This is a genomic window from Arthrobacter sp. SO3, from assembly GCF_020532825.1.
In the GTDB taxonomy this organism is placed as follows: Bacteria; Actinomycetota; Actinomycetes; order Actinomycetales; family Micrococcaceae; genus Arthrobacter.
In genome coordinates, this window is sequence record NZ_MQTS01000025.1 from 1 (window position 1) to 25,350 (window position 25,350).

The window sequence follows — 25,350 nt, forward strand, 5'->3', positions numbered from 1 at the left end:
CCCCAGGAGCCCCATGATTTCCCTGTCCATCGCCGACGGCATCGCCGAGATCGTCCTTGACGCCCCGCACAAGCTCAACTCGCTGGACGAACAGGCCCTCAGGGATTTAGCACGGGCGTACGACGACGCCGCCGCTGCCGCCGCGCGCGGTGAGGTGCGGGCGCTGCTGCTCCGGGGCGAGGGGCGCGCTTTCTGCGCGGGCCGGGATATCGCCGGCGTGACGCCGGAGACCGACGATGTCCAGGGCTACCTGGGCGGCCTTCTACAGCCGCTGCTGAAGAAGATGGCGGCATTCCCGGCCCCCACCTTCGCGGCCGCCCAGGGCGCCTGCCTGGGCGTGGGGCTGGGGCTGCTGCTGGCCACCGATGTGGTCTACGTGGCGGAGAACGCCAAGTTCGGCTCGCCCTTCGCGAACCTGGGGGCCACGCTCGATTCCGGTGGCCACTGGTACTTCACCGAGCGCCTCGGCATGCACCGGACGCTGGATCTTATCTACACGGCCGAGCTCATGAGCGGCGCGGAGGCGGTGGCCCAAGGGATGTTCAGCCGGGCCATGCCGGCGGCTGACCTGCTGGAGAACACCCGTGCCATCGTGGTCAAGGCGGCCACCGGCGCGACCAGCGCCTTCCACGCCAGCAAGGAACTCGTGGCGCACATCCGTGACCGGCGGCTGGGCCTCTGGGAGTCCATGGAGGAGGAGAACGCCGAGCAGGCCCGCCTCTGCAAAACCGAGGATTACTCGGAAGGGTTCCTGGCGTTCCAGGAAAAGCGCAAACCTGTCTTCAAGGGCTAGCAGCGCCCGAAAACGGACTAAGACAGACCAGGTCGTCTCTGTACTTGTCTTTGCTTAATGGGATTTTGTTTATCCGGACGTCCTTGTAAGGTTCGTTTATGACTTTGGGGAAAACCATTAGAAAAGCCGTCATTCCTGCTGCTGGATTGGGGACCCGCTTCCTGCCCGCAACCAAGGCAATGCCAAAAGAAATGCTGCCGGTGGTGGACCAGCCGGCCATCCAGTACGTGGTGGAAGAGGCCGTCAAGGCAGGTTTGACGGACCTCCTGATGATCACCGGCCGCCAGAAGCGCGCGCTGGAAGACCACTTCGACCGTGAACCTAACCTGGAGCGCACCCTGGAAGCCAAGGGCGATGTGGACCGTCTGGAAGCTGTCCAGCACGCCTCCAGCCTTGGGCCCCTGCACTACGTCCGCCAGGGCGACCCCAGGGGCCTGGGACATGCCGTGCTCTGCGCCCGCCAGCATGTTGGCGACGAGCCCTTCGCCGTCCTGCTGGGAGACGACCTGATCGATGAGCGGGACGAGCTCCTAAGCACCATGATCGAGGTGCAGGCCCGGTCGGGAGGCTCCGTAATCGCCCTGATCGAAGTGGATCCCGCGGAGATCAGCGCCTACGGCTGCGCCGACGTTTCGGCCATCGACGGCGAAGGCCATGTGCGAGTCAACCGTCTCGTGGAAAAACCCTCGATCGCCGATGCACCCTCGAACCTGGCTGTGATCGGACGGTACGTGCTCCACCCGGCGGTCTTCGACGTTCTGGAGGAAACGCAGCCCGGCCGCGGCGGCGAAATCCAGCTCACCGACGCCCTGCAGACCCTAGCCACTTCCGACGGCGAGGGCGGCGGCGTGTACGGGGTGGTCTTCAAGGGCCGCCGCTACGACACCGGTGACAAGCTGAGCTACCTCAAGGCTGTCATCTCGATCGCCTCGGAGCGCGTGGAATTCGGCGAGGAACTCAAGACCTGGATGAAGGCCTTCGTCAGCTAGCCCCGGCGACTCTATCTACTTCTGGGGCGAACGACGTACGCTGCCACGAGAAGCCCCAGCAGGCATCCGACGGTGTTGGTCGCAAGGTCCAGTGAGCTGGGGAAGCGGCTGTGAAGAAAGAGGGACTGGCCCAGTTCCATCAAACCTGAGACCAGCAGCCCAAAGGCGCCGATCTGCCACCATGCCTTCCCCGGGAAAGCCAGTGTTGCTACGACGCCCAGGGGCACAAAGAGGGCCACATTGGCGGACGCTTCAATGAACCCGTATCCAATCCATCCCGGAACCCCGAGCGAGTGTATCAAAGATAGAAATCCGGCAATCTCTCCCTGCACGGGTTGGTCCACCGGGCTCGGCCAGAAGCCAACCAGAGCCAGGACGGCGAGGAAGCCTGCCAGGGCAGCGCGCCAAGTCCGGGGTGTTGCCGTATCCCTCATGTGCTCCTCAAGAAGTACTCAACGCAAAAGGTGGTGGTCTCCAGTATCCGGGAGACCACCACCTTTTATGGTGCTTCTTAGCTGGTGCTTAGACGGTGACGTCAGCCTTCGCGCGGCGGCGAACCACGACGACCGAGGTAACGCCGGCAGCCAGAGCGCCTGCGCCGACCAGCGACCAGATCATGAGGTTGGAATCTGCACCGGTGTTGGCGAGTGCGGTTCCGTTAACCGTGTTCGCAAGGTTGGCACCCACTGCTGCACCCTGCACCGTGATGCTGGAGCTGACGGTAACTCCAGACTCGAGACCGGTTGCGGAGATGGTGTAGACGCCAGTCTCGCTGATGGTGAGCGGGAAGGAGAAGGCGCCACTGGCGTCTGCGTTGTGGGCGAACTCCTGCGGTGCCAGCGGCAGCGTGATCTTGCCGGAGACGCTCATGCCACGGCCATTGACGCTGGCGCCTGTCGACGCTGGCTTAGCACCGGGGGTGACCTTGATGGAGAGGCCTTCGCCGGCCTTGAAGCCCTTGCCCCGGAAGACGAACTGCTCGCCCGGGCCAACCGTGCCGTCGGAAACGGCCGAGTTTGCGGGCGGTGCCGGGTAGTTGTTGTTGGCGGCCATGGCCGGAACGGCACCGATGAGTGCGATGGAACCAGCGAGTGTGATCGCTGCAAGTGTTTTCTTCATGAGTCCCCCTGAGACCGTATATACGAGTGTCACGCGATGTGGAGATTTCCGATCCCCCGAGTGACCGTAGGTTGAAATCTCATTTGATAAGCCCAAGCTGACGATAGCACTGATAACGCGTGTGACCAAAGTGAATCAAGTTACTTTACATACCGTTTACGCAGCGTTTACTTTCCCGGATTGCACACTGCATTCTCGGTCGCCAGGACGACGTCTTTGACAGGCTGGACAGTGGGCGTGACAACCACGCTAGGCTCCGCGTGCTGGACGATTTTGCCGAAGGTCAGCTCAACCGCGCTGCTTTGGCCGGGTGCGAGAGTAACGGTCACCGTTCCCACGGGCCTGTTGGCGTGGTGGTGGGCGCCGAAGTCGGACTTCTTACCGTCAACCACGGCTGTTTCCACGTTGGCCTGCACCGGGCCGTAGGCAATCACGTTGGTCTGGACAGAACCTGCTGCCACTCCGTAAGCGCCACCTGCGGTAACATACGGCGGCAGAGAAGTTGCCGCGTCGGCCGGCGCTTCATTCTTGCTGATAATGCGCACTGTCGTTTGTTCGTACCCGTCGATCGAACATTCCTTGACAAGCTGGACGGTACGTTTGACGTAATAGTCCATTTTGGCCCCGGTGCCATCGTTGAAGTACACGCCGAACTGTGCTGGAGCCACGCTTGGACCGGAAATTGATCCGCTCAGCGGATACTTGGCTAGAATGGACTGTTCCTGCGCTGCTGCCGACCACAGGAGAATTCGGCCCTCCGAAGCCCCGCGCGAGATACCGTCGATGAGGCCCTTGGCATCGCCCTTCTGGCCGTTGGAAAGTGCGCCGAAGATTTGTTTCGCGACCCCGGCGAAATAGACGTCCTGGTATCGGGGCAACGCTATTTTGGCATAGACGTCTGAAAGCATTGTCGGCACTACATTCTTGCCGCTCAGCTCCGTGGGGAGGCCACCGCCAGTCAGCGCCAGGATCTCAGGGTCGGTTATCTTCACGGGCCCGGTTGCATCCAGGACATAGCCCAACGCGACAGGGTCCATGGAGATCACTCCGTCCACTTTCTGGCCGGTCTTCCTCTCCCACATGGCCTGCGCCGTGGCCGCAGCCGTAGGGAAGTCAGGAGTCAGATTGACGTCCTGCATATATTTGCCGAGTCGGGTCGAGTAGATCTGTTGCTGTTCCTCGTCGACGGAGAGTACAGGCGACATAACGCCTACTTCGCCGGCACTGCTCTGGGCGCCCAGCGTCAACTTTCCGTTGTCCAGTGTTAAAACCGCCAGTGCTCCAGGAATGCCACCTGATGTCCGCACTTCGGCATTGTTCTGGATCATCAGCAAATAATTACGCTGGCCGTCAGCACCCAACATTCCGGGGGCGATTTGGGCGGCATTCGAGGATGCATCCAGGGCGCCCGTCACCGCCTGCAACTGTTCGCGAGTCCGCATTAACGGTTCAGCCACTTGGGGCCAAAGAGCCTTCGCATCGATTCTTTCCAGCCGCTCGGCCGAGATCCGGACTGCGTGAGCCGCCGACGAAACGCTAGGGGCGGCCTGTTGGACCGGTTCCAGGTTTGCGCCCGCGGTGCTGGGCAGCAGGCTGTCCCAGTTGAGGGAATCGAAAACTTGAACCAGGGGTGCCACGCCCAGTGTGGCGACATCGTCAGCTGATCGGGCAACTTCTGCGACGGCGCTGAAATTTGCACCAATCCACGGGGCTGAAGCGGCGAGAGTCCAGAGTGGGTCTGACGCGGCGTCGCGGGCCGCGGCCGCGTGGGATTGAAGTTTGTCCGTCGTAGCTTTGGCCTCTTGTGGCTTGTCGGCGGCCAAATCATCCTTGAGTGCGGGGATGAGCAGCGCGGTTGCCTCGAGTTCATCCTTGATGACGGTGGCTCTAGTGCCAAGCCACGCTGCCGATGCTGTTACGAGAACCACCGTGACGGCTAGCCATGCGAAAGCCGTGACGTAACGACGTCGGCCGCGTCGTCCGCCCCGTTCGGATGTCGGCTTTGTGCGCCCAGATGTATCCATAACATTGCTCTTGGCGGCGTCGGTAGCTCCGTGAGTATCGCTCATCGCCTATGGACGCCCCAGTCCACGGTAAGTCCATCCGGCGGCACGCCATTTGGCCCCATCCAAGACGTTCCGGCCGTCCAGGATGCGCGGAGAACCAACTGACGCAGCTAGTTCGTATGGATCCAGGTCGCGGTATTGCGGCCACTCGGTGAGCAGGAGCAATGCGTCGGCCCTCTGGACAGCCCTGTCGGAATCGGGTTCGTAATGTAGTTCAGGGAACCTGCCGGCGGCGTTGGCTAGCGCCTTCGGGTCGGTCACCGTCACAACGGCACCTTGCAGCTGGAGCTGGGCGGCGATGCTCAGTGCCGGAGAGTCGCGGACGTCGTCGCTCTCAGGTTTGAAAGCGGCGCCGAGAACGGTGATCCGCTTACCGAGCAGCATGCCGCCGCAAAGTTCGCGGGTGAGCTCCACTACCCTGGTCCGGCGACGCATGTTGATAGCATCCACCTCGCGCAAGAAAGTCAATGCTTGGTCAGCGCCCAGCTCGCCGGCGCGGGCCATGAAAGCCCGGATGTCCTTTGGCAGGCATCCTCCGCCGAAGCCGATCCCTGCGTTGAGGAATTTGCGGCCGATTCTGTCGTCTAAGCCGATTGCGTCGGCCAACTGCGTAACGTCTGCCCCGGCCGCTTCACAGACCTCCGCCATCGCATTAATGAATGAAATCTTGGTGGCAAGGAACGAGTTTGCCGCCGCCTTGACCAGTTCTGCTGTTGCGAGATCTGCCACCAGCCGAGGAGTGCCTACGTTAAGTGGACCCGAGTAGACCTCGTCCAGTATTGCGACGGCGGGGTGATCCTCGGAGCCGCCGTCGACTCCGTAAACAAAGCGGTCGGGCTGGAGTGTGTCGGAGACTGCATGCCCCTCCCGTAAGAACTCGGGGTTCCACATCAGCTGGGCAGTCGGCACCGCATCGCGCACCAATTCTGCAAGACGGGCGGCGGTGCCCACTGGCACTGTTGACTTCCCAATGACTAAATTTCCGGGCTGGAGGTGGGGGAGCAATGCGACGGTAGCGCCGTCTACAAAACTCATATCAGCGCCATTCTCACCTTTCTTCTGTGGCGTACCTACGCAGATAAAGTGAACATCACATCCGGCCGCAGCGGCCATATCCGTCGTGAATGCGAGTTTGCCAGCCGACTGCACCTCGTCCAGGAGCTCGTCCAGGCCGGGCTCATAGAAGGGTGCCTGCGCCGCAGAGAGAGCGGCGATTTTCCGAGTGTCGACGTCGATGCCGACAACGTCGTGCCCCAGCTTGGCCATGCAGGCCGCATGAACGGCACCAAGGTAGCCGCAGCCGATTACAGATATACGCATAGTTTGTTCCTTGCCTATAATGGGCGTTTGTTAACTGGGTGGGTTAGTAAGCGCCTGCGCCACGAAATACGGCGCGAAAGGTCTTTAGCAAGATCATGAGGTCCCCAGCCAAGGACCAGTTTTCCACGTAATACAAGTCAAGCCTGACTGAGTCCTGCCATGACAAGTTCGAGCGCCCGCTAACCTGCCATAGCCCCGTGAGGCCGGGTTTTACCAGGAGCCGGCGACGCACATCGTGCTGATAAGCTGCCACTTCAGAGGGCAGCGGCGGGCGCGGACCGACTAAGCTCATGGACCCGGCGAAGATGTTGAAGAGCTGGGGTAGTTCATCCAAACTAAATTTTCGGATGAACTTCCCGACACCTGTGACCCGAGGATCGTTCTTCATCTTGAAGAGCAACCCGTTTCCGTCACTGTGTTGCGCCACCTCCGTGAGACGTTCTTCCGCGTCGACGACCATGGAACGGAACTTCAGCATTTCAAAATGTCGGCCTTCCATCCCAACTCGCTGTTGTTTGAAGAGCGCCGGACCCTGGCTCTCTATCTTCACGACTATTGCGACAACTGCCATAACGGGCGAGGAAATGATGATCAGGATCGTGGAGACGAGGACGTCAAACAGCCGTTTTGCCACGCCTTGGCCGCCATCCAGGGTCGGCGTCGTCACATGAATTAGTGGTAACCCTGCCACCTGCTGGGTATGAATCCGCGGTCCCGCAATATCCGTCAGTGCTGGAGCCATGATCAGTCCGACATTGCGGGACGCAAGCTCCCAGCCCAAGTGCCGCAGCGTTTGGGGGTGGAGTTGGACCCCAGCGGACACGGCGACCGCGTCCGCGCCGCAGGCTTCGATTGCATCGATAATGAAACCCGCGTCAGGCTTGTACCCCAGCACTGGCAACCCGGACTCCGGCTCGATGTCAGGCCCCGCCTGGGTGCCCGGCGTGTACGCCGCAATCGGCAGGTAGCCCGCATGCCTAGCCCGTTCCAAGGACGACGCTAGATGGGCGACAGCACTCGGCCCGCCCAAGATGAGCAATCGCGACATGCTCTGCCCACTTTGACGGTTGGTATTGAGATGCTGTCTGATCAGCCAACGACCAAGGAGCAATCCCGCCAAGCCCACAGGCAGAGCAACGCCGACATATCCTCGGGCGGTGTCGACGCGTAAGACGTAGGAGACGATGGCGACAAGGCCAAATAGCCACAACGAAGCCGCGGCGACTCGCTTGTACTCGTCCGGGCCAGCACCAAGAATTCGAGTCTGCCGGCTGTTCCAGGCCCCGAGCATGATCCACCAAACGACGGCCAATGCGACCGAAAGCCAAGCGTAGACGAATTCCTGGCCGGCGACAACGAAATCAGGTTCGACGCCAAAACGAATGATAAAGGCACCTACAACGGCCCAAATTACGACGAACCCATCAACAAGCCCCAATAGGCGGGAAGATCGTACACGCCAGTCACTGCCCGCAGGCATCAGAAATCCCCCAATTCAAAAAGCTAGACTGCTGCGACATGGCAACTACGGATGGCGAGGCTAACGCCGAATGGAGGCAAGGTTCTGCATATACCATTTAACTGTTGATCGAATGCCTTCTTCGAGCCCGATCTTAGCTGACCATCCAGCCTCAGTGAGCTTGGATACGTCGAGGAGTTTGCGCGGAGTTCCGTCGGGCTTGGAAGTGTCCCACTTCATTTCGCCCTGATAGCCGACGGCTTCAGCTACAAGTGAGGCTAATTCTTTGATGCTGACGTCGGATCCTGTCCCGACATTGACCTGCGAGGGTCCATCATAATTTTCCATCAAGTGCAGGCACGCTGCCGCCATATCGTCCACATGGAGGAACTCCCGTTTTGGCGTTCCGGTGCCCCAATTACTGACAAACTCTGCCCCTGACTTTGCAGCTTCGTCATAGCGGCGGATGAGGGCAGGCAGGACATGCGATCCTTCCGGGGAAAAATTGTCCCCGGGCCCATACAGATTGGTCGGCATGGCTGAAATCCAGGGAAGCCCATATTGCCTGCGGATGGCCTGGATGTGTATGATTCCAGCGATCTTGGCAATGGCATACGCGTCGTTTGTCGGCTCCAAGTGTCCAGTCAGCAGTGAATCCTCGCGAATAGGCTGTTCTGCGAGTTTAGGGTAGATGCACGAAGAACCCAGAAACAGCAATCTCTCCACACCGTGTTCCACCGCAGCGTCAAGAACGTTGACCTGTATGCGCAAGTTTTCGCTAAGGAAATCCACGGGATAGGTGTTGTTGGCCAGAATGCCTCCAACCTTGGCGGCCGCAAGCACCGCATATCGCGGTTTGTTCTCGGCGAAGAATTGAAAAACCGCATCGCGGTCTTTTAAGTCGAGCTCGGCCGAGCCACGTCCGACCAAGTTGTTGAAGCCCGCAGCCTCGAGCTTGCGCCAGATCGCTGAGCCCACAAGTCCACGATGCCCGGCAATGTAGAAGGTTGACTTCCGGTCCAGTTGGCCCGGGACGAAGTTGGTCTCCGTGGTCATCAGTTCTTCCAGCTATCGAGATCTACCGTATCAATCCAATTGTTCCCGGCGTGCTTTAAAGCCTGGATGTCGGCATCCACCATGATGCGAGCCAGTTCCGGTGTGTGAACAGAAGCCTTCCACCCGAGCTTTTCCTGGGCCTTCGAAGCATCTCCCACGAGGGCATCAACCTCTGTCGGGCGAAGGTATCGCTCGTCGAAACGCACGTGGTTCTCCCAGTTGAGGCCGGCATGCTCGAACGAGATCTGAAGGAAGTCACGAACGGTGTAATTGCCCCCAGTGGCCAGGACAAAATCGTCGGGCTCGTCGGCCTGCAACATGCGCCACATGCCCTCGACGTATTCCGCTGCGTAGCCCCAGTCACGAACGGCGTCCAGGTTGCCCATGTAGAGCAGATCTTGTTTGCCAGCCTTGATGGCGGCTACCGCTCGGGTGATTTTGCGCGTAACGAATGTTTCGCCGCGCCGAGGTGACTCGTGGTTGAAGAGAATCCCGTTTACGGCATACATTCCGTAGGCCTCACGGTAGTTCTTAGTGATCCAGTAACTGTAGACCTTTGCGGCGCCGTAGGGGGAACGGGGATAGAACGGAGTGTCCTCATTTTGCGGGGGTGGGGTTGCGCCGAACATCTCAGAGGAGGACGCCTGATAGAACTTGGTTTCGATGCCTGACATGCGGACCGCTTCAAGCAGCCGAATCGTGCCCACCCCGGTGGTGTCGGCAGTGTGCTCTGGCTCGTCGAATGAAACGCGCACGTGAGATTGCGCCGCCAAGTTGTAGACCTCGTCCGGCTTAATCTCAGCGAGCAGAGTGACCAAGCGCGCACCGTCACTGAGGTCGCCATAGTGGAGGAACAGTTTTGCTTGCGGATCGTGCGGATCCACGTAGAGGTGATCCACACGCGCGGTGTTGAAAGTTGAGGCCCGACGGATAAGACCGTGAACCTCGTATCCCTTCGAGAGCAGAAGTTCGGCAAGGTAGGAGCCGTCCTGTCCCGTGATCCCGGTGATAAGTGCGCGTTTCGTCATGGTGCCCCCCAAAGAAGATTAGAAGTGTATGGCAGAAAAGAGTCGCCCGACCTGCCGGTCGTGCGACGTTGCCAGACTAATGTTGGACTCATCATAGTGGTTGGTAGTGCTCGCCATGAAAACAGAGACAAACAGTTACTAGCCCTTTCGCCCCCTGTCGAGGCGGAGTCGTCCATCACGCTCCCCTGGTACTGACGTGCATACCGGTTTGGGGTTACGTAGCCATGATTGCGTTCAGCCCCGCTAAAAACCCGTAGTTATCTGAGGGGAAGGCATTGCCGTCAACCTAGGCAGCATTTTCGCCATCATGAAACGGGTCGTCGGGTGTTTTTGCCCCCGATAACCCAAGGGATACGAAGCCCTCGGCGTTGGAAGATCCGGTTAGTCTCGTGCCAGCGAAATGTTATTAGCCAAAGGACGGCAGAGATGCTGCCGCCAACTAGCACTTGGATAAAATCGCGCAAGGCCTCGTCGGACGTCATAAAATATGATGCCTCCAAGCCGGCAATGAATCCCGCCACAGAAACGAGCGTCGACCACATAGCCAGCACACATAGCTTCTTCAAAAGGCTTAAACGGGTTCTGGCGGTAGTGGGCCAGATGGCCACAATCACAAGGCCCGTTAGTTGGGCAAAGGCAAAGGCTACGGCAGACCACACAAGATCGCCGGTGGCTATGAGCATGGCAATCGGTGGTAGTAGTGAAATGAACATAGCCCATTGAGCAAACCGCACAGGCCGAAAGTTGCCCCGCATCTCAAATCCATTAGTCATGATGCCGAATGGCACCGTTAGTCCACCACCAATAGCGATAAGCGTCGCCAGCGCTCCTGCTGGTTCCCATCCTGGGCCAAGCCACAGGTCCACGATGGCTCCTGCGTTCGCTGCAACTATTGCGAATATTGGGAATGCTACTCCAGCGGCCAAAATCGTCGCGTCTTTCGCAGCCCGATCGGCCACATTACGATCCGATATGAAACGCCAGTGGGGCTGGATTGCCCTGTTTAGCGCAGCTGAAAGCGCTGAAGCTGGCATCTGTGTAAGGGCGCCACCCTTAGAGAATTGTCCCAGAGCGCCCGCCCCAAGCGACGCACTTACTGTCCACTCGGGGAACTTTTGAAGGAGGAAGAAGCTGACATTCTGGGCGGTGATTCTACGCGTGAACCCAAGAACCGCCGCTAGATCTAGTGAGCTCCCGTGTTGCCTTCGGTCTTTCTGAAGGATGCGGGCGAAGATGGTGAGAAGAAACGGCTGCATGGCCACGGCCAGAGCCAGCACCCAATTCTGTCGCACGAGGAAAGCAAGTAACAGGGCACAAATCGTTGAAAGGATAAAACTGAGCAAGAGCGAGAAGGCATCAAATTTGGGTTTCAACTCCCGGCGCAACAGGGCGGATTCGACCGCGGATATCGGTCCCAATGCCTGCGCCACGGCCAGCATGGGAATGTAGGAAGAACCCTCGGGGGCGTTAAGTAGAGCAAGCCACGAAGGAGCAATGGCACAGAACAAAAAACTGGAAAGGGCTCCGCCCACAAAGGCCAAGAGGCGTAACCGGAGTACCTGCTCATGGCTGAGTGTAGGCTCCCGTAAGACAAACGCGGGAAGGCCGGTGGTAGTCAAGAGTGTCAAGATGCCCATGAGACTCAAAGCCACCGCGAAGCCGCCGAATTCTGCAGGAGAGAAGATGCGGGCGGTGATACCAGAGTAGACAAATTGGCCGATGCTTGTGACTAATTGGCAACCCAACGTCCAAGATGCACCTCGTGCGGCGTTGCGGAACCTACTCAAGGCACAGCTCTTTGAGGAATTTGGACATTATCGATTGAGGGCCAAGCCTGGTAGAGCTATATGCAGGGGTAGGAACACCTTGACGGGGTCCGATCGGCAAACTCGGAGGCTCTTGCCGGGCAATTTTAGGAATGGCGAGCTGAAGAGAATTCTTGAGCAAGCGCACGGAAATGCTGCCGCTATCGGTTTTCCACAAGGGACCAACCCGACCGGCTTCGTTGGCGCCAAATTGCTTCATGAATAGAAACATATTCACGACATGGCCCGGTGAAACTCATGCAGATAGGCATTTGCAACAGTCTGCTTGCTATGTCTCTCAGCAACTAACGTCTTGCCCCGTAAAACCAGACGCCGCCTTAGGGCTTCGTCTCTATGCAATTCGTACAGTGCCTCTCCGATCGCGTTGGGATCCGTGACATCCACGAGCAAACCTGCCGAACCATAGTCCAGTGTCCAGGGCACGCCGCCCGACTTGGCGCCCCCGATGACCGGCACTCCTGCGGACATTGCTTCCAAGAGACACATCGGTTGGCTTTCTTCCACAGCTGAGTGGCAGAATATCGACGCTTGGCCCAGGTGCACAGCAATCTCGGCCCTGGACTGGTTTCCTAAGAATGCGACATTTTTGTCGAGTCCCTCACTTCGGGCCCACTGGGCAAGCGGTCCGTCTGGCAGCAAACCCCCACCAACGAGCCTCAGCTCAAAGTTCGGAACCTTGGTGCTGAAGACGCCAAAGCCTTCAATCAATCGTTTCATATTTTTTCTCGGGCTGGCGTCCCCAATGTCGAGGATGACGTTGCGTCGGTGGGGTATAGGGGTGGGCTGTTCCAGCGGAGGGGTTATGTTGGGGATAACCTCAATAGGCGGCCTGTACAGCATCTGTTTCCGCCAATTACGAGCCAAGTATGGAGAAACAGCGGTAACGTGGGCCGCTGAGAAGCGAACACGGTACGCCATGAGAGTCCGCAGCAGACGGTAGGGGTCGGGGAGGCTACGGAGAATTGTGAGCGGGGCATCGTGAACGCTGAGAACGCAGGGTCTTCCTGACGACACGCCAACCCAACCGAACTCGTATGACCAGTGCGCGCTCACGACCTCGGCGTCGCTACTCTCAAGTTCTTGGGCCATAAGGTTACGTTCCAACCGAAACAGGTCTAGTGCCCGGTCCCTCGGTCGAGTCCTATAGGGAACTACTGACATCTTCAATCGAGGTCCATCAGCCCGCCAAACAGTCCTCAGGTCCGGAGATGCGCTGATCAAATGGACGCTGTGCCCCAGATCCAAGAACGCTCGCACCAGGCCATTGATAGGGGTCCCTACCAAACCACGCGGCACCTCGCCCGGCACATTCGAGATCTCCCCGAGGAACTCAGCGGGATTGCAGGGTCCAATGACGGCGATTCTCATGGAGTGCTTTCCCCGATAGTGGCCGGCGACATAGGACTTGGAGTCACCAGCGACGAATACAGCTCAACGTATTCTCGCGCTCCCCTCGAAGCGGATAAGTCAGGCGCGGCGAGTTGGCTATTTTTCCTTACATAACCGGATGGTGGCAGCGCTTGATCCCAATCTCGCTGGTCGAGACCAATGTGCTGAATTCCATCTATTCCCGTTGCCCATTGGACACCAGGTGAGTCTGCGATTAGGCAAGGAACCCCCATGGAGATGGCTTCTGCAAGGGCGACGGGCATGCCCTCCCGGGTGGACGGCATGACATAGACATTTGCCTGGCTCAAGCTCTCGAGGGGAGCCGAAGTTCCTCTATACATAAGTTCTCCACGACTCTCAAGAGTGTTGAGCAGATCAAGCTCTTCCGTGGATGCTTCCGCTTCGTCGCCATGGTGAAATACTCGGTATCCACCCTTCACCAGGCTTCTGAGGACAAGATCATGATTCTTGATGGTGGAGCAGTTTCCCACTATCACCGCTGACTTTCCATCGGAATCCTGCCCGTAAACATAACTGGCGGTCGAAAGATAGTCGTTGGCGACCCAATTGAGTATGACTTTTGCATTCCGTCCAAATGCTCGCTCATTTATAGCAACGTCCGGTGACGGTGCCACAAACCGTGAAATAAATCTATCCGCAATCCACGACTGAAGTGAGCGGCTTAAGAGTGCACGCCCTTGTGGTTGAAAGACATTGTGGATTGTGCGAACTATGGGCGCCCGCGTAGACAGCCTAACGGCGAGAGTAGACACCGCAAAGGCGCCTTCGGTGTGAATATGAACGATATCCGGCTTAAATTTTCGTATGGAGTTAAAAAGCTCTTTTGCGCCATGCATTGAGCGGAGTCGCGAGATCGTCAAAACTTCGTAATTGGCATCCTTCAGCATCCCCGAAAAAGGATGCATCCTCCCTTGGCCCACAATCAGCGAGGTAATCTCGAGCTCGTGGAAATGGGGTGAAGCAGACACAAACATTCTCTCCATACCACTCGGTCGGAGGGCTCCCATCAGGTGCAGGACGCGAAGCTGGCTCATTGGATCATCTTTCTAGCTGACGGAGACTGGGGAGGCGGGACTGAATTGGCGGCCCGGGGGACGGCCCGTGAGGTATTGTCGGAGGCAGGAAAATGTATTACTCCCACCATTGAGACGGCTGCAAAGACAAAGAAATACCACGTAGGTCCATATGCCCAGCCGTACAGAATAATAGCAATCTGAAGTGAAATTGCTAAATTATTGCGTTCGCGAAGATTTTTGACCAAATAGCCAGTAACAAGCAAAGCGGAGGCCACGAGGCCTATCACCCCAAGTCGAAGAAATATCGAAACGTAGATATTGTGTGGCTGGAAGGTCACGTATTGCCCATTCGCTTCAATCCGGCCAAATCCAGTTCCAAAAGGCGCACCGAAAAGAACTGTTTCGGGTCCCTTGTTGATGGCTTCATCAATCAAATATTGCCAAGCCCATGTTCGCGCGTCGTAAGTTGACGTGTTTTCGGAAGATTGTTGAAGTTGATCGAGCAGTCCGTTGGCCACACCAGAAGCGACGACTAAGGCCACACTCCATGCGGCGACTATTACGACCGTTAAGGTCATGTTCCTTTTATGCCGTTGTCCAAAAAGAGCATAAGCAATCCAGGCGGCAGCTATAGCAATCCACACGGATCTATGTTGGGCTACAAGAACAATCGCAGAGAAAGCGAGGGTGCTAAACAGGTAAAAGCTTCTCCTGGTTTCGACCCATATGTGAAGACTCACTATTGCACAAAGTCCTAGCACCATTGCCTGACCTGAAACGAGTACGCGACCCGTTTGGTCGAGCCCGTCAGCGTCAACGAACTCCGAAGCACCGCCGACACCAAAACGTAACGCGTGATAAGTCGCCACCAGCGTGAGCATCCATCCAAGCCACAATGAATATTTCCTCACAACGCCGGTAATCCTCGTAGAAGACCAATCGAGAGATAACGCCCAAAGCGTTGCCGAAGCGAGAGTTACGAATCCGCGAGCTTCGTTGACTGCGGCATTGGGGCCGAGAGATCCAATGCCTCTGGCCAATGCAGCGACAAAAAGGAGTGTGAGCATCGCCCAAAGCAATCTAGACGATCGGATGCTATGACCGAGGTATCGATAATTTAGAACCGAAACCAAAATTAAAGCCACAGACAAGATATCCAATAAATATATGCTATAGCCTCCCGGAGAGGATATAGCGCTCATTGCTGGAACCTCCCAGGCAATAAGGGTTATTATTCCGAGAACGACTAAAAATATCTGAGGCCACCGGCGTGTCAAGGTGATAAATCCGGCAAAAAGAAATAGAAGCGCCAACAATTCGATTGTCTCAAGTAGAACAATCATTTCTTCAGGTTCTTGACAGCAAAAATCACCGTTCGAAGGGAGTAGCGGGCGATCCAGGTCGAGTAACTCAGTAAGAAGTAGAAAGGCCACGACTTTGGGGAAATAAGCTCGAGGATTTTCTTCATGGAGCTTACGTTGCCTGCACCTTTGGGGCCAATAAAGCGCCGCCATTCCTCCCGGATTCCGAGAGGAGGGGAAATATTCCGAGAGCACACTCCATAGGTCCCGGGCGCAAGAAGGTTTTTGATGCCGTGGGCAGTCGCGCGAAGACCATAATCAATGTCGGCAAGAGCGTGGGAGTACCCGTCGTCGATTCCCTGGAGTATTTTGGCCGAAGATACGGGAACCATCACAAGATTTCCATTAAAAGCTTCAACTTCTTGTACAACCGAGCTCGGTTCTTGAATTCTGAAGCTGAGCGGATGCAGTCCCCTTCTATTGAGTCCCGAATAAGTCGTAACCCCAGAATCAGGATCACGCATTGCCCCAACAAGAATCGACCTCGAATTGAATTCGTTAGAGACACTTAGAATCCGCCCAATTGAGTCTTCGTCAAGAGTGATGTCGTCATTAATCCAAACAATAAAGTCATCAGAATCGAAGTCCTCTTTTAATTTGCTAAGCACATTCGACTCGGCACCCGCCATACTTTTAGCCCAAAAATTGGATCCGTTTCCATAGCAGACAGTCGTGTTAGGAAATTCAGACAGAACCGACGCCGACGTTCCGTCCGAACTACCATCATCAAACAACGTCACGTCGTATGAAACTTTTGCAGCCCGGCAGCTAATCGCGAGACTTCGAAGACAACTCAGGGTGGACTTTCTACGATTATGGCAGGCAAGAATAAAATGAAGTGTCATTTTGATACCTAGTACTAGAAGGTGAAGTGGGATATCTTGGACGGGCTCCTCATTAAGTTCGCCCTCTCACAATGAACTCAGCGCGTCGCGGAGACCTATTGCGAAGTTCTCCACCATTTTCTCTAATGAGTACTGACCTGCAGATTCATCCGACCCCGACTGCATAATGCTAAGTCGTAATGGGTCGGATAATAGAGCCACGACCTCACGAGCATAAGATTCTTCGCTATCGTCGGTAATGATAGAATTCTGACCGTTTACTAAGTACTCGAATTCGGGCGCATGGTAAGGCCAATCGGTGGTTACGATGGGTAGTGCAGCTGCAAAGCTGTCGACGGCCACGAGCCCGACCCTCCCCGGCATCATCATGAGTTGAGCGGACGCCAGGGCCTGGGCCTTTTCGGACCCGCGAGATCTACCCAGATAGTGCAGCCAAGCGCGATCTTCGGCTGACTCCTCGATTATGTTTCGGTGAGATCCGTCTCCTAGAACTATCAGCCGAAAATCTGGAAGGCTAGCGTGACAAATATCAGCCGCTCTGACCAAGAACGGCAGTCTCTTTGCCTGGTCGAGACCGCCGACAAATACGGCAGTCTTGCCTTTCAAGTCAAATCTTGAGTTAAATCTTTCGAGGTCAGATCCGGAGACCAGTGAAACTTCGCGCCGAAGTTCTTCACTGTTGATAGCGTTCTGAACTACTGTGATGCGATCATGGGCAAAGCCTGCAGACTCAACTGCTTTCGCTCCACCCGTCGTATATGAAAAGAACCATTTGCCGCGCCGGGTGAGCGACATCTTGACGGCTTCCTGTAATCGACCCACTTTTTCTGTGTAAGTGCGGCCATGGCCCCAAAACGCCAGTTTGAAACGGTATGGTCCAAAGAGCATTTTGAAGGTTTCGAGATTTCTGACAGCTTGCTCAACAATGATGAGATCATAGGCATGGCGGCACATGAGCGGTTCGAGCGACTTTAGCGCCAAGCTCTTGCCCCGGATCTTGAAGAACTTGGTCGGCAGAAGCGTGGCGTACCTTGCCGTCACGGAATCTCCACGTTCCCCCCATTCGGGAGGGGGGCTGCCATGGAATATTTCGATATCAATATCGAAATCACGTGCGCGTTTGATCAAATTTTCAAAGAAAGGAGCTCGATACTGCGGAAACCATGGATGTACTATTGCGACTCTCTTCATGATTGATCGTCCTCTGTGAGCCGGCGAACCCCACGGGACGACAGCAACGTCCAATGTCGCTCGAAGTCATTATTTGTGAACCGCTTCCCCATAGGTACTGCTGGAACCCCGGCCACAATTGTGTTTGGCGCCACGTCTTTTGTCACCACGGCGCCCGCGGCAACGACGCTGCTATCGCCAATTGTTACCCCTGACAGAACGATTGCCCCGAAGCCGATCCAGACGTCTGAGCCCACAGTCGTTGGCTCGCTCAACTGCTCCGGAAAGTCGCCCACCCATCGTGCGCTTCTGATCGGGGTTCCGATGTCTTCCGTGGCGTGATCTCGACGACCGACAATTCCCACGTTGTTGGCGATAAGAGTCTCATCGCCAATCTCTCCGTCGACTTCAATCGTTGTTCCTTTACCAATATATACATCTCGGCCTATTTGCAGGTGCCTCGGGGCCCAAAGAGTTGATCCAAGTCCCACGTGTAGGTTTGCGCCAGCACTGACATTGCCTCGGAATGCAAGGCTACGTGAGAACAAACGCCATAGCTTAATTTTCACGAGCGGTGTCCGTCCACAAGGGCCTTGATAAATTTCAAGTTTCCGAGCAAGTAGCGTCGCCACAGCCGCCGGGGTTCAGATAGTAGACGAAATAGCCACTCGAAGCCTGTATTCGTCATCCAGACAGGTGCTTCACGAACGGTACCGGCCGCGAAATCGAATGCCGCACCCACTGCAACGGTTGTCAATCCCGTTGAGGTGGATAGTCTTTGGGCTTCCAGATCTTGTTTCGGTGTGCCCAAGCCGATCCATACGATGTTTGCACCGCTCTTGAATATTCTTTGGTCCTGGGACGTTTGTTCTTCATGCGTCATGGCACGAAACGGCGGGCTTTCCATTCCGACAATGAGAGCGCCAGGAAACTTCATTTCGAGGTTTGACTTGAGTTTGTTGAGGACATCATCCGTGGACCCGAGAAGGAAATGTTTGACCTCGAACTTGCGGCCTACATCGAACACGTCGAGGAAGAGTTGAGGGCCACGGACTTGCTGAACGACCGGTTTGTGTCCAACTGCATGAGAAAACCATGAAAGGGGCTTGCCGTCAGGGAGGTTTATCGCCACCCCCTGCAGTGTATCTAGATACTCTGGGGAGTCGGCCGCCAAAGCCACCGTGTATGCGTTCACAAGGTGGACATGTGTCGACGTCAGGTCTCTAGAAATTTCGCACAGGGCGAGAGCGGCCAATTTTGGACTCGTAGCTACCACTTGAAGGGGGCCGAGGGGCTGGCGTTCCTTAAAGTTCGGGTGCGTGGTAGCTGGCGTCTTAGGTGCCACGGTAGTTTTCTCCTTGGATGCTGCCGGCGGGTAACGTTCGAACGGTCAGTTGCCCGCATTTCGACGGGTCGGGAATCGCGTCGCGGGTCTCGGCGCTGTTGTAGAGTAGTCGTCGATAGTTTCGAGGGTGTCCAGCGAGCCGCTTCGGTCCACAAGGGCTGCGAGGTGTTCAGTTTCCAGGACCCGTCGGTTGGTTCTACGCAGCGGGCGTGCATGGTCTTCCGCAGCTTTTGATTCGTAGGAAGCATATGAATACGAATAGGCGTCCGGACCCTTCACCGGGAGACGGTTTAGTACAACTCCCATGACGTTTGAACCGACCATCTTCAGAGCATCTAGCGACTTCTGAAGATCTTGCTGCCTGAGCTTCTGAGTGCCAACCACGACGACCACACCCCCGACGTGCTGTGACAGGACCGCGGCGTCAGTTACTGGCAGCAATGGAGGCGCATCAATAAGTACGATGTCGAAAGTGTTCTCCAAGAGAATTAGTAGGTTCCTCATTTCGTTGGAACCCAATAGTTCGCTTGGATTTGGTGGAATCTGACCGGACGCCAGTACGAAGAGGCTGCCCTCGCCCCAGGGCTGAAGAAGGTCGGTTACCTCTGCTTGGCCGACTAATGCTGTCGTTAGCCCCGCGGACCGATCGAGACCCAAATACTCATTCACCATTGGACGACGCAGGTCGGCATCAACTAGACATACCGTTTGACCTGCCTGTGCCAGAGCTATTGCCAAATTGGTTGCAGTTGTGCTCTTGCCCTCGCCAGGCAGCGAAGATGTTATGAGGACTGTTTTGGCTCGTCCAGACACGTTGGCAAACTGAAGATTTGTTCGAAGCTGCCTGAAAGACTCGGCTCGGGGACTCTGAGCCGGTGTCTGAGTTAGGAGGGGGCTCTGAGCCGCATTCTGGTCGAAAGCTATCCCGCCAAGGATTGGCGAATCCGTGACTTTGCGAAGATCCGCTTCACCGCGAATTCTATTATCGAGTGTCGTTCGAAGCACGGCCAGAACGATCCCCACTGCTAGCCCGATGAGAATGCCCAGAAGCATATCGAGTCGGGTGTTAGGCGCCGACGGCGCGGTGGGTGCAGTCGCGGGCTTGATGACTGACAGGCTGACAGGGGAACTGCCGCCGGTCTTCGGCTTTTCTAGGGAGTCCACGGCCTGAATCAGGCTGTTTCCGACAGCTTGGGCTATTGCCGCTGATTGAACTGGCGAATCGTCCACGACCGAAATATTGATTAGAACAGTATTTAGGTCGGTGCTGGCTTTTACTCTGCTAGCAAGCTCAGCCGCGGTCAAGGTAAGACCCAACGAGTCGATGGCGGGTTGGAGAACCAACGGGGACGCCACTGTTCGTACGTAAGACTGGACGCGGGCTTGACTGAAGGTATTGCCCTGTTGGAGCTCCTGAACCGATCCGGAATTCTGGATGGCTACAAACAGTTGGGTTTCTGCCGTGTAGGTGGGTTTTGTCAGAGCCGACAAACCCGCGCCGATGAGAAGACCCGCCAGCGTCGATGCGACTATCACTATCCAGTTGCGGCGAAATATCCGCAAGTAGTCGCGTAGGTCCAAAGCGGGATCCCCCTGTGTAAATGGCAGGGGGAATTTAAATGGCCTTCCCCCCGGAACGGCATCATTCGTGTGGTCTCAGTAATTGTACCCGGCGACAGAGGCGGCCTGTTCCTTTTGACGCTCTGGCCGCTATGCAACATGAGGCTCGTGCGCTACCGCGTATCCAAGTCCTCAAACACCAAGAACGTTTGCGTATCCAGCACCCCAGGCATGGACTGCAGCTGGTCGAAGATCACCCGGCGCAGGTCGATGTTGTCCACGGCGCGGACCAGCAGGATCACGTCGAAATCCCCACCCACCAAGGCAACGTGGTGCACCTCGGGAATGGCGCGCAGCAGTTCCCGAAGCTCGCGCCACGAATGCTGCCGGACTTTCAGGGTCACATAGGCCGAGGACTTCAGGCCGGCCTTGATCGGATCCACCAGCGCCGTGAACTTGGTCAGCACGCCCTCGCCGGTCAGCCGGGCAATCCGCGTGTAGGCGTGGGCGCGCGAGATGTGGACGTTCTCCGCCACCTGCGTGACGGACATCCGGCCGTCCCGGGTCAGCTCCGCAATGATGTTCCGGTCCACATCATCCAGCGGCACCGCCGCCTGGTCCGCCTCGGCCTCTGCCATTCGTCTACAACCCCCGCCGGTAATCCAGCTCACACTTACGATTTGTCTTCCAGAGTAGGACAAATCTCTGGACTTCTCCACGGTTTTCTGCGGAGCTGGATACGAAACATCACCCGGCGCCATACTTGGAACGAATAGTGGCTACAGAAGGACGGACCAATGACGATCTCCGCAGACCACACTGCGCAGCACCCGGCAAGCGAGGACCAGACAACTGGCGCACCGGCACCCGGCAGTGCGCCGGAAGACGCCGCCAGCGAGGCCGTCCGCAAGTTCGGCATCTCTGTCGAGGACTACATGCTGCCCGCCCGGCACCAGATCCAGATGGTGGGCCCGGACGGCACCCTGAACCCCCACGCCGAGCAGGGCACCCAGCCGGGCCACGAATACACCCTCCCCGGCGACGAGGAGCTGATGGCCGCCTACGAGCAGCTCGTCGTCGGACGCCGCGTCAATGACCAGAACTCCGCCCTCGTCCGGCAGGGCCGGATGGCCGTCTACCCGTCCAGCCATGGCCAGGAGGCCTGCCAGGTCGCCGCCGCCCTCTGCCTGTCCGAGGGCGACTGGATGTTCCCCACCTACCGCGACTCGGTGGCGGTGATGGCCCGCGGCGTAGATCCCGTCCAGACCATGACGCTCTTCCGCGGCGACTGGCACGGCGGCTATGACGCGGCCAAGCATAAGGTCGGCATTCAGTGCACCCCGCTGACCACGCAGCTGCTGCACGGCGTCGGTGTGGCCCATGCGGCCAAGCTGCGCGGCGAGGACACCGTGGTCCTGGCCATGTGCGGCGACGGCGCCACCAGCGAGGGCGACTTCCACGAGGCGCTGAACTTCGCCGCGGTGTTCCACCTCCCCGTCGTGTTCTTCGTCCAGAACAACCAGTACGCCATCTCTGTGCCGCTGGCGCACCAGTCCGTCGCGCCGTCCCTCGCCCACAAGGCCGTGGGCTACGGCATGGCCGGCGAACGCGTGGACGGCAACGACATCGTCGCCCTCCTCGCCGTGCTGGGCCGCGCCGTCCGGCTCGCCCGCGAAGGCTCCGGCCCGCTGCTCGTGGAGGCCCACACCTACCGCATGCAGGCCCACACCAATGCCGATGACGCCACCCGCTACCGCCAGGACAGCGAAGTCGCCGAATGGGTCGCCAAGGACCCGCTGAGCCGGATGAAGACCTACCTGACGGACCGCGGACTGCTCGACGACGACCGCGCCGCGGGGATCGCCGAAAAGGCCGAAGCCGTGGCCACCCAACTCCGCGACGGCCTGAGCGAGGAAGTCCCGGTGGAACCGCAGGACCTCTTCAAGTACGTCTTCTCCACGCCCACACCACAGCTGAAAGAACAGTCCGCCATGCTCGCCGACGAACTCGCCCGCGACGCCGCCTCGAAGGCCGCCTCGAAGACGGAGGCCGCGAAATGAACCCCACCATCACCACCTCGTCGGAAGCCAACGGCAACGTCAGCGCCGCGACCGCCCGCGCCGCCGCCACGGCCGCGGCCGTCGCCGATCGGACCGGCCCGCAGACCATCACCCTCGCCAAGGCCCTGAACACCGCCATGGCCGACGCCATGCACGCGGACCCGTCCATTCTGGTCTTCGGCGAGGACGTCGGCATGCTCGGCGGCGTCTTCCGGATCACCGACGGGCTCACCAAGACCTTCGGGCGGAGCCGCTGCTTCGACACCCCGCTCGCCGAGTCCGGCATCGTCGGCATGGCCGTCGGCATGGCGATGAACGGCATGCGCCCGGTCATCGAGATGCAGTTCGACGCCTTCGCCTACCCTGCCTTCGAGCAGATCGTCAGCCACGTCGCCAAGATGCACAACCGCACCAAGGGCGCCGTCAAGCTGCCCATGGTCATCCGGGTGCCCTACGCCGGCGGCATCGGGGGAGTGGAGCACCACTGCGACTCCTCCGAGGCCTACTATGCCCACACCGCCGGGCTGAAGGTCTTTACCCCCGCCACCGTCGCCGACGGCTACCGGATGCTCCGGGAGGCCATCGACTCCGATGATCCCGTGATGTTCATGGAGCCCAAGAAGCTCTACTGGTCCAAGGACCAGGTGGACCTGGACGCGCTGCGCGCCGAGCACACCGAGAACACCCAACGCGGGACCTCCTCCGAAGGCCGCGCCGCCGTCGCCCGCCCCGGCACCGACGCGACCCTGATCGCGTACGGCCCCTCCGTCCCCACCGCTCTGGCAGCGGCCGCCGCGGCCGCCGAGGAGGGACGCTCGCTCGAAGTGATCGACGTCCGCTCCATCGTGCCGTTCGACGACGAGACTGTCTGCGCCTCGGTGCGCAAAACCGGACGCGCAGTGGTCATCGCCGAGGCCCACGGCTTCGCCTCCGTGTCCTCCGAGATCGTGGCCCGGGTTCAGGAACGCTGTTTCCACCACCTGGCCGCCCCGATCCGCCGCGTCACCGGCTTCGATGTCCCGTACCCGGCGCCGAAGCTCGAGCACTACTACCTGCCCGGCGTGGACCGCATCCTCGACGCCGTTGACGACCTCCAGTGGGAAGACTGACCATGAGCGAACCGAAAGTATTTCTCCTCCCGGACCTCGGAGAGGGCCTCACCGAAGCCGAGCTCGTGAACTGGCTCGTGGCCGTGGGTGACGAAATCCGCGTCGATCAGCCCATCGCCGAGGTTGAAACCGCCAAGTCCATGGTCGAGGTGCCTTCCCCGTACGCCGGCACCGTCGCCGTGCTGCACGGTGAACCCGGCGAGACCCTCGACGTCGGCAAGCCGCTGATCTCCGTGACGCCGGTCGGTGCGCCGGTTGCACTTGCTGCTGCCCGGGCCGCCGAGCCTCTTGAAGCCGAAACCGAGGCTGAAGACGCCGCGGCTGAGGTGTACCGCGAGGAAGAAAAGGCCGGGTCCGGGAACGTCCTGATCGGGTACGGGACGCCGGGCGGCCACGGGGTTGCCCGCAGGACCCGGCCCCGGAAAGCGCCGGCCGGGACTGCGGTGGCCGAACCGGCGGCCCAGGTGTCTGCAGCCGACAAGGCTGCCGATGACCTGCTGCTGATGCGGACCCGGGTGCCTGGGAAGCTGGGGGCCGTTATTTCGCCGCTGGTCCGGCGGATGGCGCGGGACCACGGGGTCGACTTGGGCGAACTCCAGGGCTCCGGGGCCAGCGGGCTCATCATGCGGCGCGATGTCGAGGCGGTTATCAAGCCCTCGACAGTAGAGCGCCCGGCGGCTGAGCCTGACGAAACTACGTCAATTTCAGCAGTGTCGACCAAAGGTGACACCGATACCCGCACCGGGTTGGGAATTGCCGGGCGCACCCCCGTCCGCGGCGTGCGGAAGGCCGTTGCGGCGAACATGACACGCAGCCGGTCCGAGATCCCGGAAGCCACGGTATGGGTTGATGTCGACGCCACCGCCCTGGTCGAGATGCGTGCCGCACTGAAGCAGGCGGACCCGCACCACACCCCGGGCCTGCTGGCCTTCATTGCGCGCTTTGTCACCGTCGGGCTGAAGAAGTTCCCGGAGCTGAACACCCGGATCGTGACCACCGAGGACACCACCGGCGGAGCATCCCAGGAGATTGTGGCCTTCGACGGCGTCAACCTCGGCTTCGCGGCCCAGACCGACCGCGGCCTGATGGTGCCGTCGGTGCGCAACGCGGACAAACTCAGCGCCCGCGAACTGGATTCCGAGATCCGCCGGCTCACCGCCGTTGTCCGCGACGGCAAGGCCAGCCCCGCAGACCTCGGCAGCGGCACCTTCACGCTGAACAACTACGGCGTCTTCGGGGTGGACGGCTCCGCCGCGATCATCAACCACCCCGAGGTGGGGATCCTCGGGGTCGGACGGATCATCGACAAGCCTTGGGTGGTCAACGGCGAACTCGCCGTCCGCAAGGTCACCGAACTGACCCTCACCTTCGACCACCGTGTCTGCGACGGCGGCACCGCCGGCGGCTTCCTCCGCTACGTGGCCAACGCTATCGAAAATCCAGGGTCGGTACTGGCGGACCTCTGATAACACGAAGAGCTGCGCTCGTTCCGGCCGGTCCAATTGGTCCGGATGGCTGAACTTGGGATCAAGCCTTGTTTGAGCTTACGCGGGGGTAGCGATACCGTGGCGAAGTGGCGCTCATGGGGGCCGGCAACGGACCGGCCAGGAGTTCAGTCACGGCCCGGCACGCTCCATGGGTCAATGTGGGTCCGCTACCTGGTAACCCCGTACATGACGAGGTCGCTGCTCTGGGATTTAAGGGCAAGGGCATGATCGAGGTGGGTCATCAGTCCGTTCGTTAGCCCGGATTTTTCATCGGATGGCGGTCGGGGCGCCGGGCCTGGTTTTTGCCGTCCCGGCGGGCTGAATCGGATTT

General features: G+C 58.7%; 22 protein-coding genes. 5 read left to right on the forward strand and 17 right to left on the reverse strand.

Going from position 1 to position 25,350, the window contains the following annotated elements; all coding sequences use genetic code 11:
• Window positions 1-13 precede the first annotated feature (13 nt).
• Complete coding sequence (locus tag BJQ90_RS03090) at window positions 14-793, forward strand: enoyl-CoA hydratase/isomerase family protein (protein ID WP_226758867.1); 780 nt, start codon at window positions 14-16, stop codon at window positions 791-793.
• 98 nt (window positions 794-891) lie between these two features.
• Complete coding sequence (gene galU / locus BJQ90_RS03095; protein WP_226758847.1) at window positions 892-1,782, forward strand: UTP--glucose-1-phosphate uridylyltransferase GalU; 891 nt, start codon at window positions 892-894, stop codon at window positions 1,780-1,782.
• 11 nt (window positions 1,783-1,793) lie between these two features.
• On the opposite strand, the gene BJQ90_RS03100 is transcribed toward galU, so the two are convergent.
• The 17 genes from BJQ90_RS03100 to BJQ90_RS03180 form a co-directional block, all read right to left on the reverse strand.
• Complete coding sequence (locus BJQ90_RS03100; RefSeq protein ID WP_226758848.1) at window positions 1,794-2,216, reverse strand: VanZ family protein; 423 nt, start codon at window positions 2,214-2,216, stop codon at window positions 1,794-1,796.
• An 88-nt stretch (window positions 2,217-2,304) separates the two neighbouring features.
• Window positions 2,305-2,901 carry an LPXTG cell wall anchor domain-containing protein gene (locus tag BJQ90_RS03105; RefSeq protein ID WP_226758849.1) on the reverse strand — a complete coding sequence of 199 codons (597 nt, stop codon included), beginning with the start codon at window positions 2,899-2,901 and terminating at the stop codon, window positions 2,305-2,307.
• Between the two features lie 167 nt (window positions 2,902-3,068).
• Window positions 3,069-4,925: a DUF4012 domain-containing protein gene (locus BJQ90_RS03110; RefSeq protein ID WP_226758850.1), complete on the reverse strand. Its 1,857-nt coding sequence runs from the start codon at window positions 4,923-4,925 to the stop codon at window positions 3,069-3,071.
• Between the two features lie 48 nt (window positions 4,926-4,973).
• Window positions 4,974-6,287, reverse strand: coding sequence for a UDP-glucose dehydrogenase family protein (locus BJQ90_RS03115; protein ID WP_226758851.1), 1,314 nt, complete (start codon window positions 6,285-6,287; stop codon window positions 4,974-4,976).
• 43 nt (window positions 6,288-6,330) lie between these two features.
• The gene (locus BJQ90_RS03120; RefSeq protein WP_226758852.1) at window positions 6,331-7,767 is read right to left on the reverse strand and encodes a sugar transferase; all 1,437 of its coding nucleotides are present in this window, start codon (window positions 7,765-7,767) and stop codon (window positions 6,331-6,333) included.
• 60 nt (window positions 7,768-7,827) lie between these two features.
• Window positions 7,828-8,802: a GDP-L-fucose synthase family protein gene (locus tag BJQ90_RS03125; RefSeq protein ID WP_226758853.1), complete on the reverse strand. Its 975-nt coding sequence runs from the start codon at window positions 8,800-8,802 to the stop codon at window positions 7,828-7,830.
• A complete protein-coding gene (gene gmd, locus BJQ90_RS03130; RefSeq protein WP_226758854.1) occupies window positions 8,802-9,830 on the reverse strand; it encodes a GDP-mannose 4,6-dehydratase in 1,029 nt (342 codons plus the stop codon). Before gmd ends, BJQ90_RS03125 begins: the two co-directional genes overlap by 1 nt.
• 305 nt (window positions 9,831-10,135) lie before the next feature.
• A complete protein-coding gene (locus BJQ90_RS03135) occupies window positions 10,136-11,617 on the reverse strand; it encodes an oligosaccharide flippase family protein (RefSeq protein WP_226758855.1) in 1,482 nt (493 codons plus the stop codon).
• A 252-nt stretch (window positions 11,618-11,869) separates the two neighbouring features.
• The gene (locus tag BJQ90_RS22650) at window positions 11,870-13,024 is read right to left on the reverse strand and encodes a glycosyltransferase family 4 protein (RefSeq protein WP_226758856.1); all 1,155 of its coding nucleotides are present in this window, start codon (window positions 13,022-13,024) and stop codon (window positions 11,870-11,872) included.
• The gene (locus BJQ90_RS03145; protein WP_226758857.1) at window positions 13,021-14,100 is read right to left on the reverse strand and encodes a glycosyltransferase; all 1,080 of its coding nucleotides are present in this window, start codon (window positions 14,098-14,100) and stop codon (window positions 13,021-13,023) included. Before BJQ90_RS03145 ends, BJQ90_RS22650 begins: the two co-directional genes overlap by 4 nt.
• Entirely contained in the window at window positions 14,097-15,425 is a 1,329-nt protein-coding gene (locus tag BJQ90_RS03150) for an O-antigen ligase family protein (protein WP_226758858.1), read from the reverse strand. The genes BJQ90_RS03145 and BJQ90_RS03150 overlap by 4 nt, the downstream gene beginning before the upstream one ends.
• Window positions 15,422-16,288, reverse strand: coding sequence for a glycosyltransferase family 2 protein (locus tag BJQ90_RS03155; RefSeq protein ID WP_226758859.1), 867 nt, complete (start codon window positions 16,286-16,288; stop codon window positions 15,422-15,424). The genes BJQ90_RS03150 and BJQ90_RS03155 overlap by 4 nt, the downstream gene beginning before the upstream one ends.
• Before the next feature lie 66 nt (window positions 16,289-16,354).
• Complete coding sequence (locus tag BJQ90_RS03160; protein ID WP_226758860.1) at window positions 16,355-17,479, reverse strand: glycosyltransferase family 4 protein; 1,125 nt, start codon at window positions 17,477-17,479, stop codon at window positions 16,355-16,357.
• Window positions 17,476-18,090, reverse strand: a complete 615-nt coding sequence (locus BJQ90_RS22655; protein WP_319004592.1) for an acyltransferase — start codon at window positions 18,088-18,090, stop codon at window positions 17,476-17,478. Before BJQ90_RS22655 ends, BJQ90_RS03160 begins: the two co-directional genes overlap by 4 nt.
• On the reverse strand, window positions 18,024-18,803 hold the full coding sequence (locus BJQ90_RS03170) for a WecB/TagA/CpsF family glycosyltransferase (protein WP_226758861.1): 780 nt from the start codon (window positions 18,801-18,803) through the stop codon (window positions 18,024-18,026). Before BJQ90_RS03170 ends, BJQ90_RS22655 begins: the two co-directional genes overlap by 67 nt.
• Before the next feature lie 45 nt (window positions 18,804-18,848).
• Window positions 18,849-20,384: a polysaccharide biosynthesis tyrosine autokinase gene (locus tag BJQ90_RS03175; RefSeq protein WP_226758862.1), complete on the reverse strand. Its 1,536-nt coding sequence runs from the start codon at window positions 20,382-20,384 to the stop codon at window positions 18,849-18,851.
• Between the two features lie 152 nt (window positions 20,385-20,536).
• Window positions 20,537-21,001 (reverse strand): Lrp/AsnC family transcriptional regulator, encoded by a 465-nt coding sequence (locus tag BJQ90_RS03180; protein ID WP_226758863.1) that lies wholly within the window; start codon window positions 20,999-21,001, stop codon window positions 20,537-20,539.
• A gap of 159 nt (window positions 21,002-21,160) precedes the next feature.
• Here BJQ90_RS03180 and pdhA point away from each other — a divergent pair, with 159 nt between their 5' ends.
• The 3 genes from pdhA to BJQ90_RS03195 are packed head-to-tail and all read left to right on the forward strand — an operon-like array spanning window position 21,161 to window position 24,998.
• A complete protein-coding gene (gene pdhA, locus BJQ90_RS03185; protein ID WP_226758864.1) occupies window positions 21,161-22,423 on the forward strand; it encodes a pyruvate dehydrogenase (acetyl-transferring) E1 component subunit alpha in 1,263 nt (420 codons plus the stop codon).
• Window positions 22,420-23,532 (forward strand): alpha-ketoacid dehydrogenase subunit beta, encoded by a 1,113-nt coding sequence (locus BJQ90_RS03190; RefSeq protein ID WP_226758865.1) that lies wholly within the window; start codon window positions 22,420-22,422, stop codon window positions 23,530-23,532. Before pdhA ends, BJQ90_RS03190 begins: the two co-directional genes overlap by 4 nt.
• A gap of 2 nt (window positions 23,533-23,534) precedes the next feature.
• A complete protein-coding gene (locus BJQ90_RS03195) occupies window positions 23,535-24,998 on the forward strand; it encodes a dihydrolipoamide acetyltransferase family protein (RefSeq protein WP_226758866.1) in 1,464 nt (487 codons plus the stop codon).
• Window positions 24,999-25,350: the final 352 nt, after the last annotated feature.

Coding starts and splice junctions, on each gene's coding strand:
- BJQ90_RS03090 (WP_226758867.1), top strand. CDS start 14: ATGATTTCCCTGTCCATCGCCGACGGCATCGCCGAGATCGTCCTTGAC.
- galU (WP_226758847.1), top strand. CDS start 892: ATGACTTTGGGGAAAACCATTAGAAAAGCCGTCATTCCTGCTGCTGGA.
- BJQ90_RS03100 (WP_226758848.1), bottom strand. CDS start 2,216: ATGAGGGATACGGCAACACCCCGGACTTGGCGCGCTGCCCTGGCAGGC.
- BJQ90_RS03105 (WP_226758849.1), bottom strand. CDS start 2,901: ATGAAGAAAACACTTGCAGCGATCACACTCGCTGGTTCCATCGCACTC.
- BJQ90_RS03110 (WP_226758850.1), bottom strand. CDS start 4,925: ATGGATACATCTGGGCGCACAAAGCCGACATCCGAACGGGGCGGACGA.
- BJQ90_RS03115 (WP_226758851.1), bottom strand. CDS start 6,287: ATGCGTATATCTGTAATCGGCTGCGGCTACCTTGGTGCCGTTCATGCG.
- BJQ90_RS03120 (WP_226758852.1), bottom strand. CDS start 7,767: ATGCCTGCGGGCAGTGACTGGCGTGTACGATCTTCCCGCCTATTGGGG.
- BJQ90_RS03125 (WP_226758853.1), bottom strand. CDS start 8,802: ATGACCACGGAGACCAACTTCGTCCCGGGCCAACTGGACCGGAAGTCA.
- gmd (WP_226758854.1), bottom strand. CDS start 9,830: ATGACGAAACGCGCACTTATCACCGGGATCACGGGACAGGACGGCTCC.
- BJQ90_RS22650 (WP_226758856.1), bottom strand. CDS start 13,024: ATGAGAATCGCCGTCATTGGACCCTGCAATCCCGCTGAGTTCCTCGGG.
- BJQ90_RS03145 (WP_226758857.1), bottom strand. CDS start 14,100: ATGAGCCAGCTTCGCGTCCTGCACCTGATGGGAGCCCTCCGACCGAGT.
- BJQ90_RS03150 (WP_226758858.1), bottom strand. CDS start 15,425: ATGATTGTTCTACTTGAGACAATCGAATTGTTGGCGCTTCTATTTCTT.
- BJQ90_RS03155 (WP_226758859.1), bottom strand. CDS start 16,288: ATGACACTTCATTTTATTCTTGCCTGCCATAATCGTAGAAAGTCCACC.
- BJQ90_RS03160 (WP_226758860.1), bottom strand. CDS start 17,479: ATGAAGAGAGTCGCAATAGTACATCCATGGTTTCCGCAGTATCGAGCT.
- BJQ90_RS03180 (WP_226758863.1), bottom strand. CDS start 21,001: ATGGCAGAGGCCGAGGCGGACCAGGCGGCGGTGCCGCTGGATGATGTG.
- pdhA (WP_226758864.1), top strand. CDS start 21,161: ATGACGATCTCCGCAGACCACACTGCGCAGCACCCGGCAAGCGAGGAC.
- BJQ90_RS03190 (WP_226758865.1), top strand. CDS start 22,420: ATGAACCCCACCATCACCACCTCGTCGGAAGCCAACGGCAACGTCAGC.
- BJQ90_RS03195 (WP_226758866.1), top strand. CDS start 23,535: ATGAGCGAACCGAAAGTATTTCTCCTCCCGGACCTCGGAGAGGGCCTC.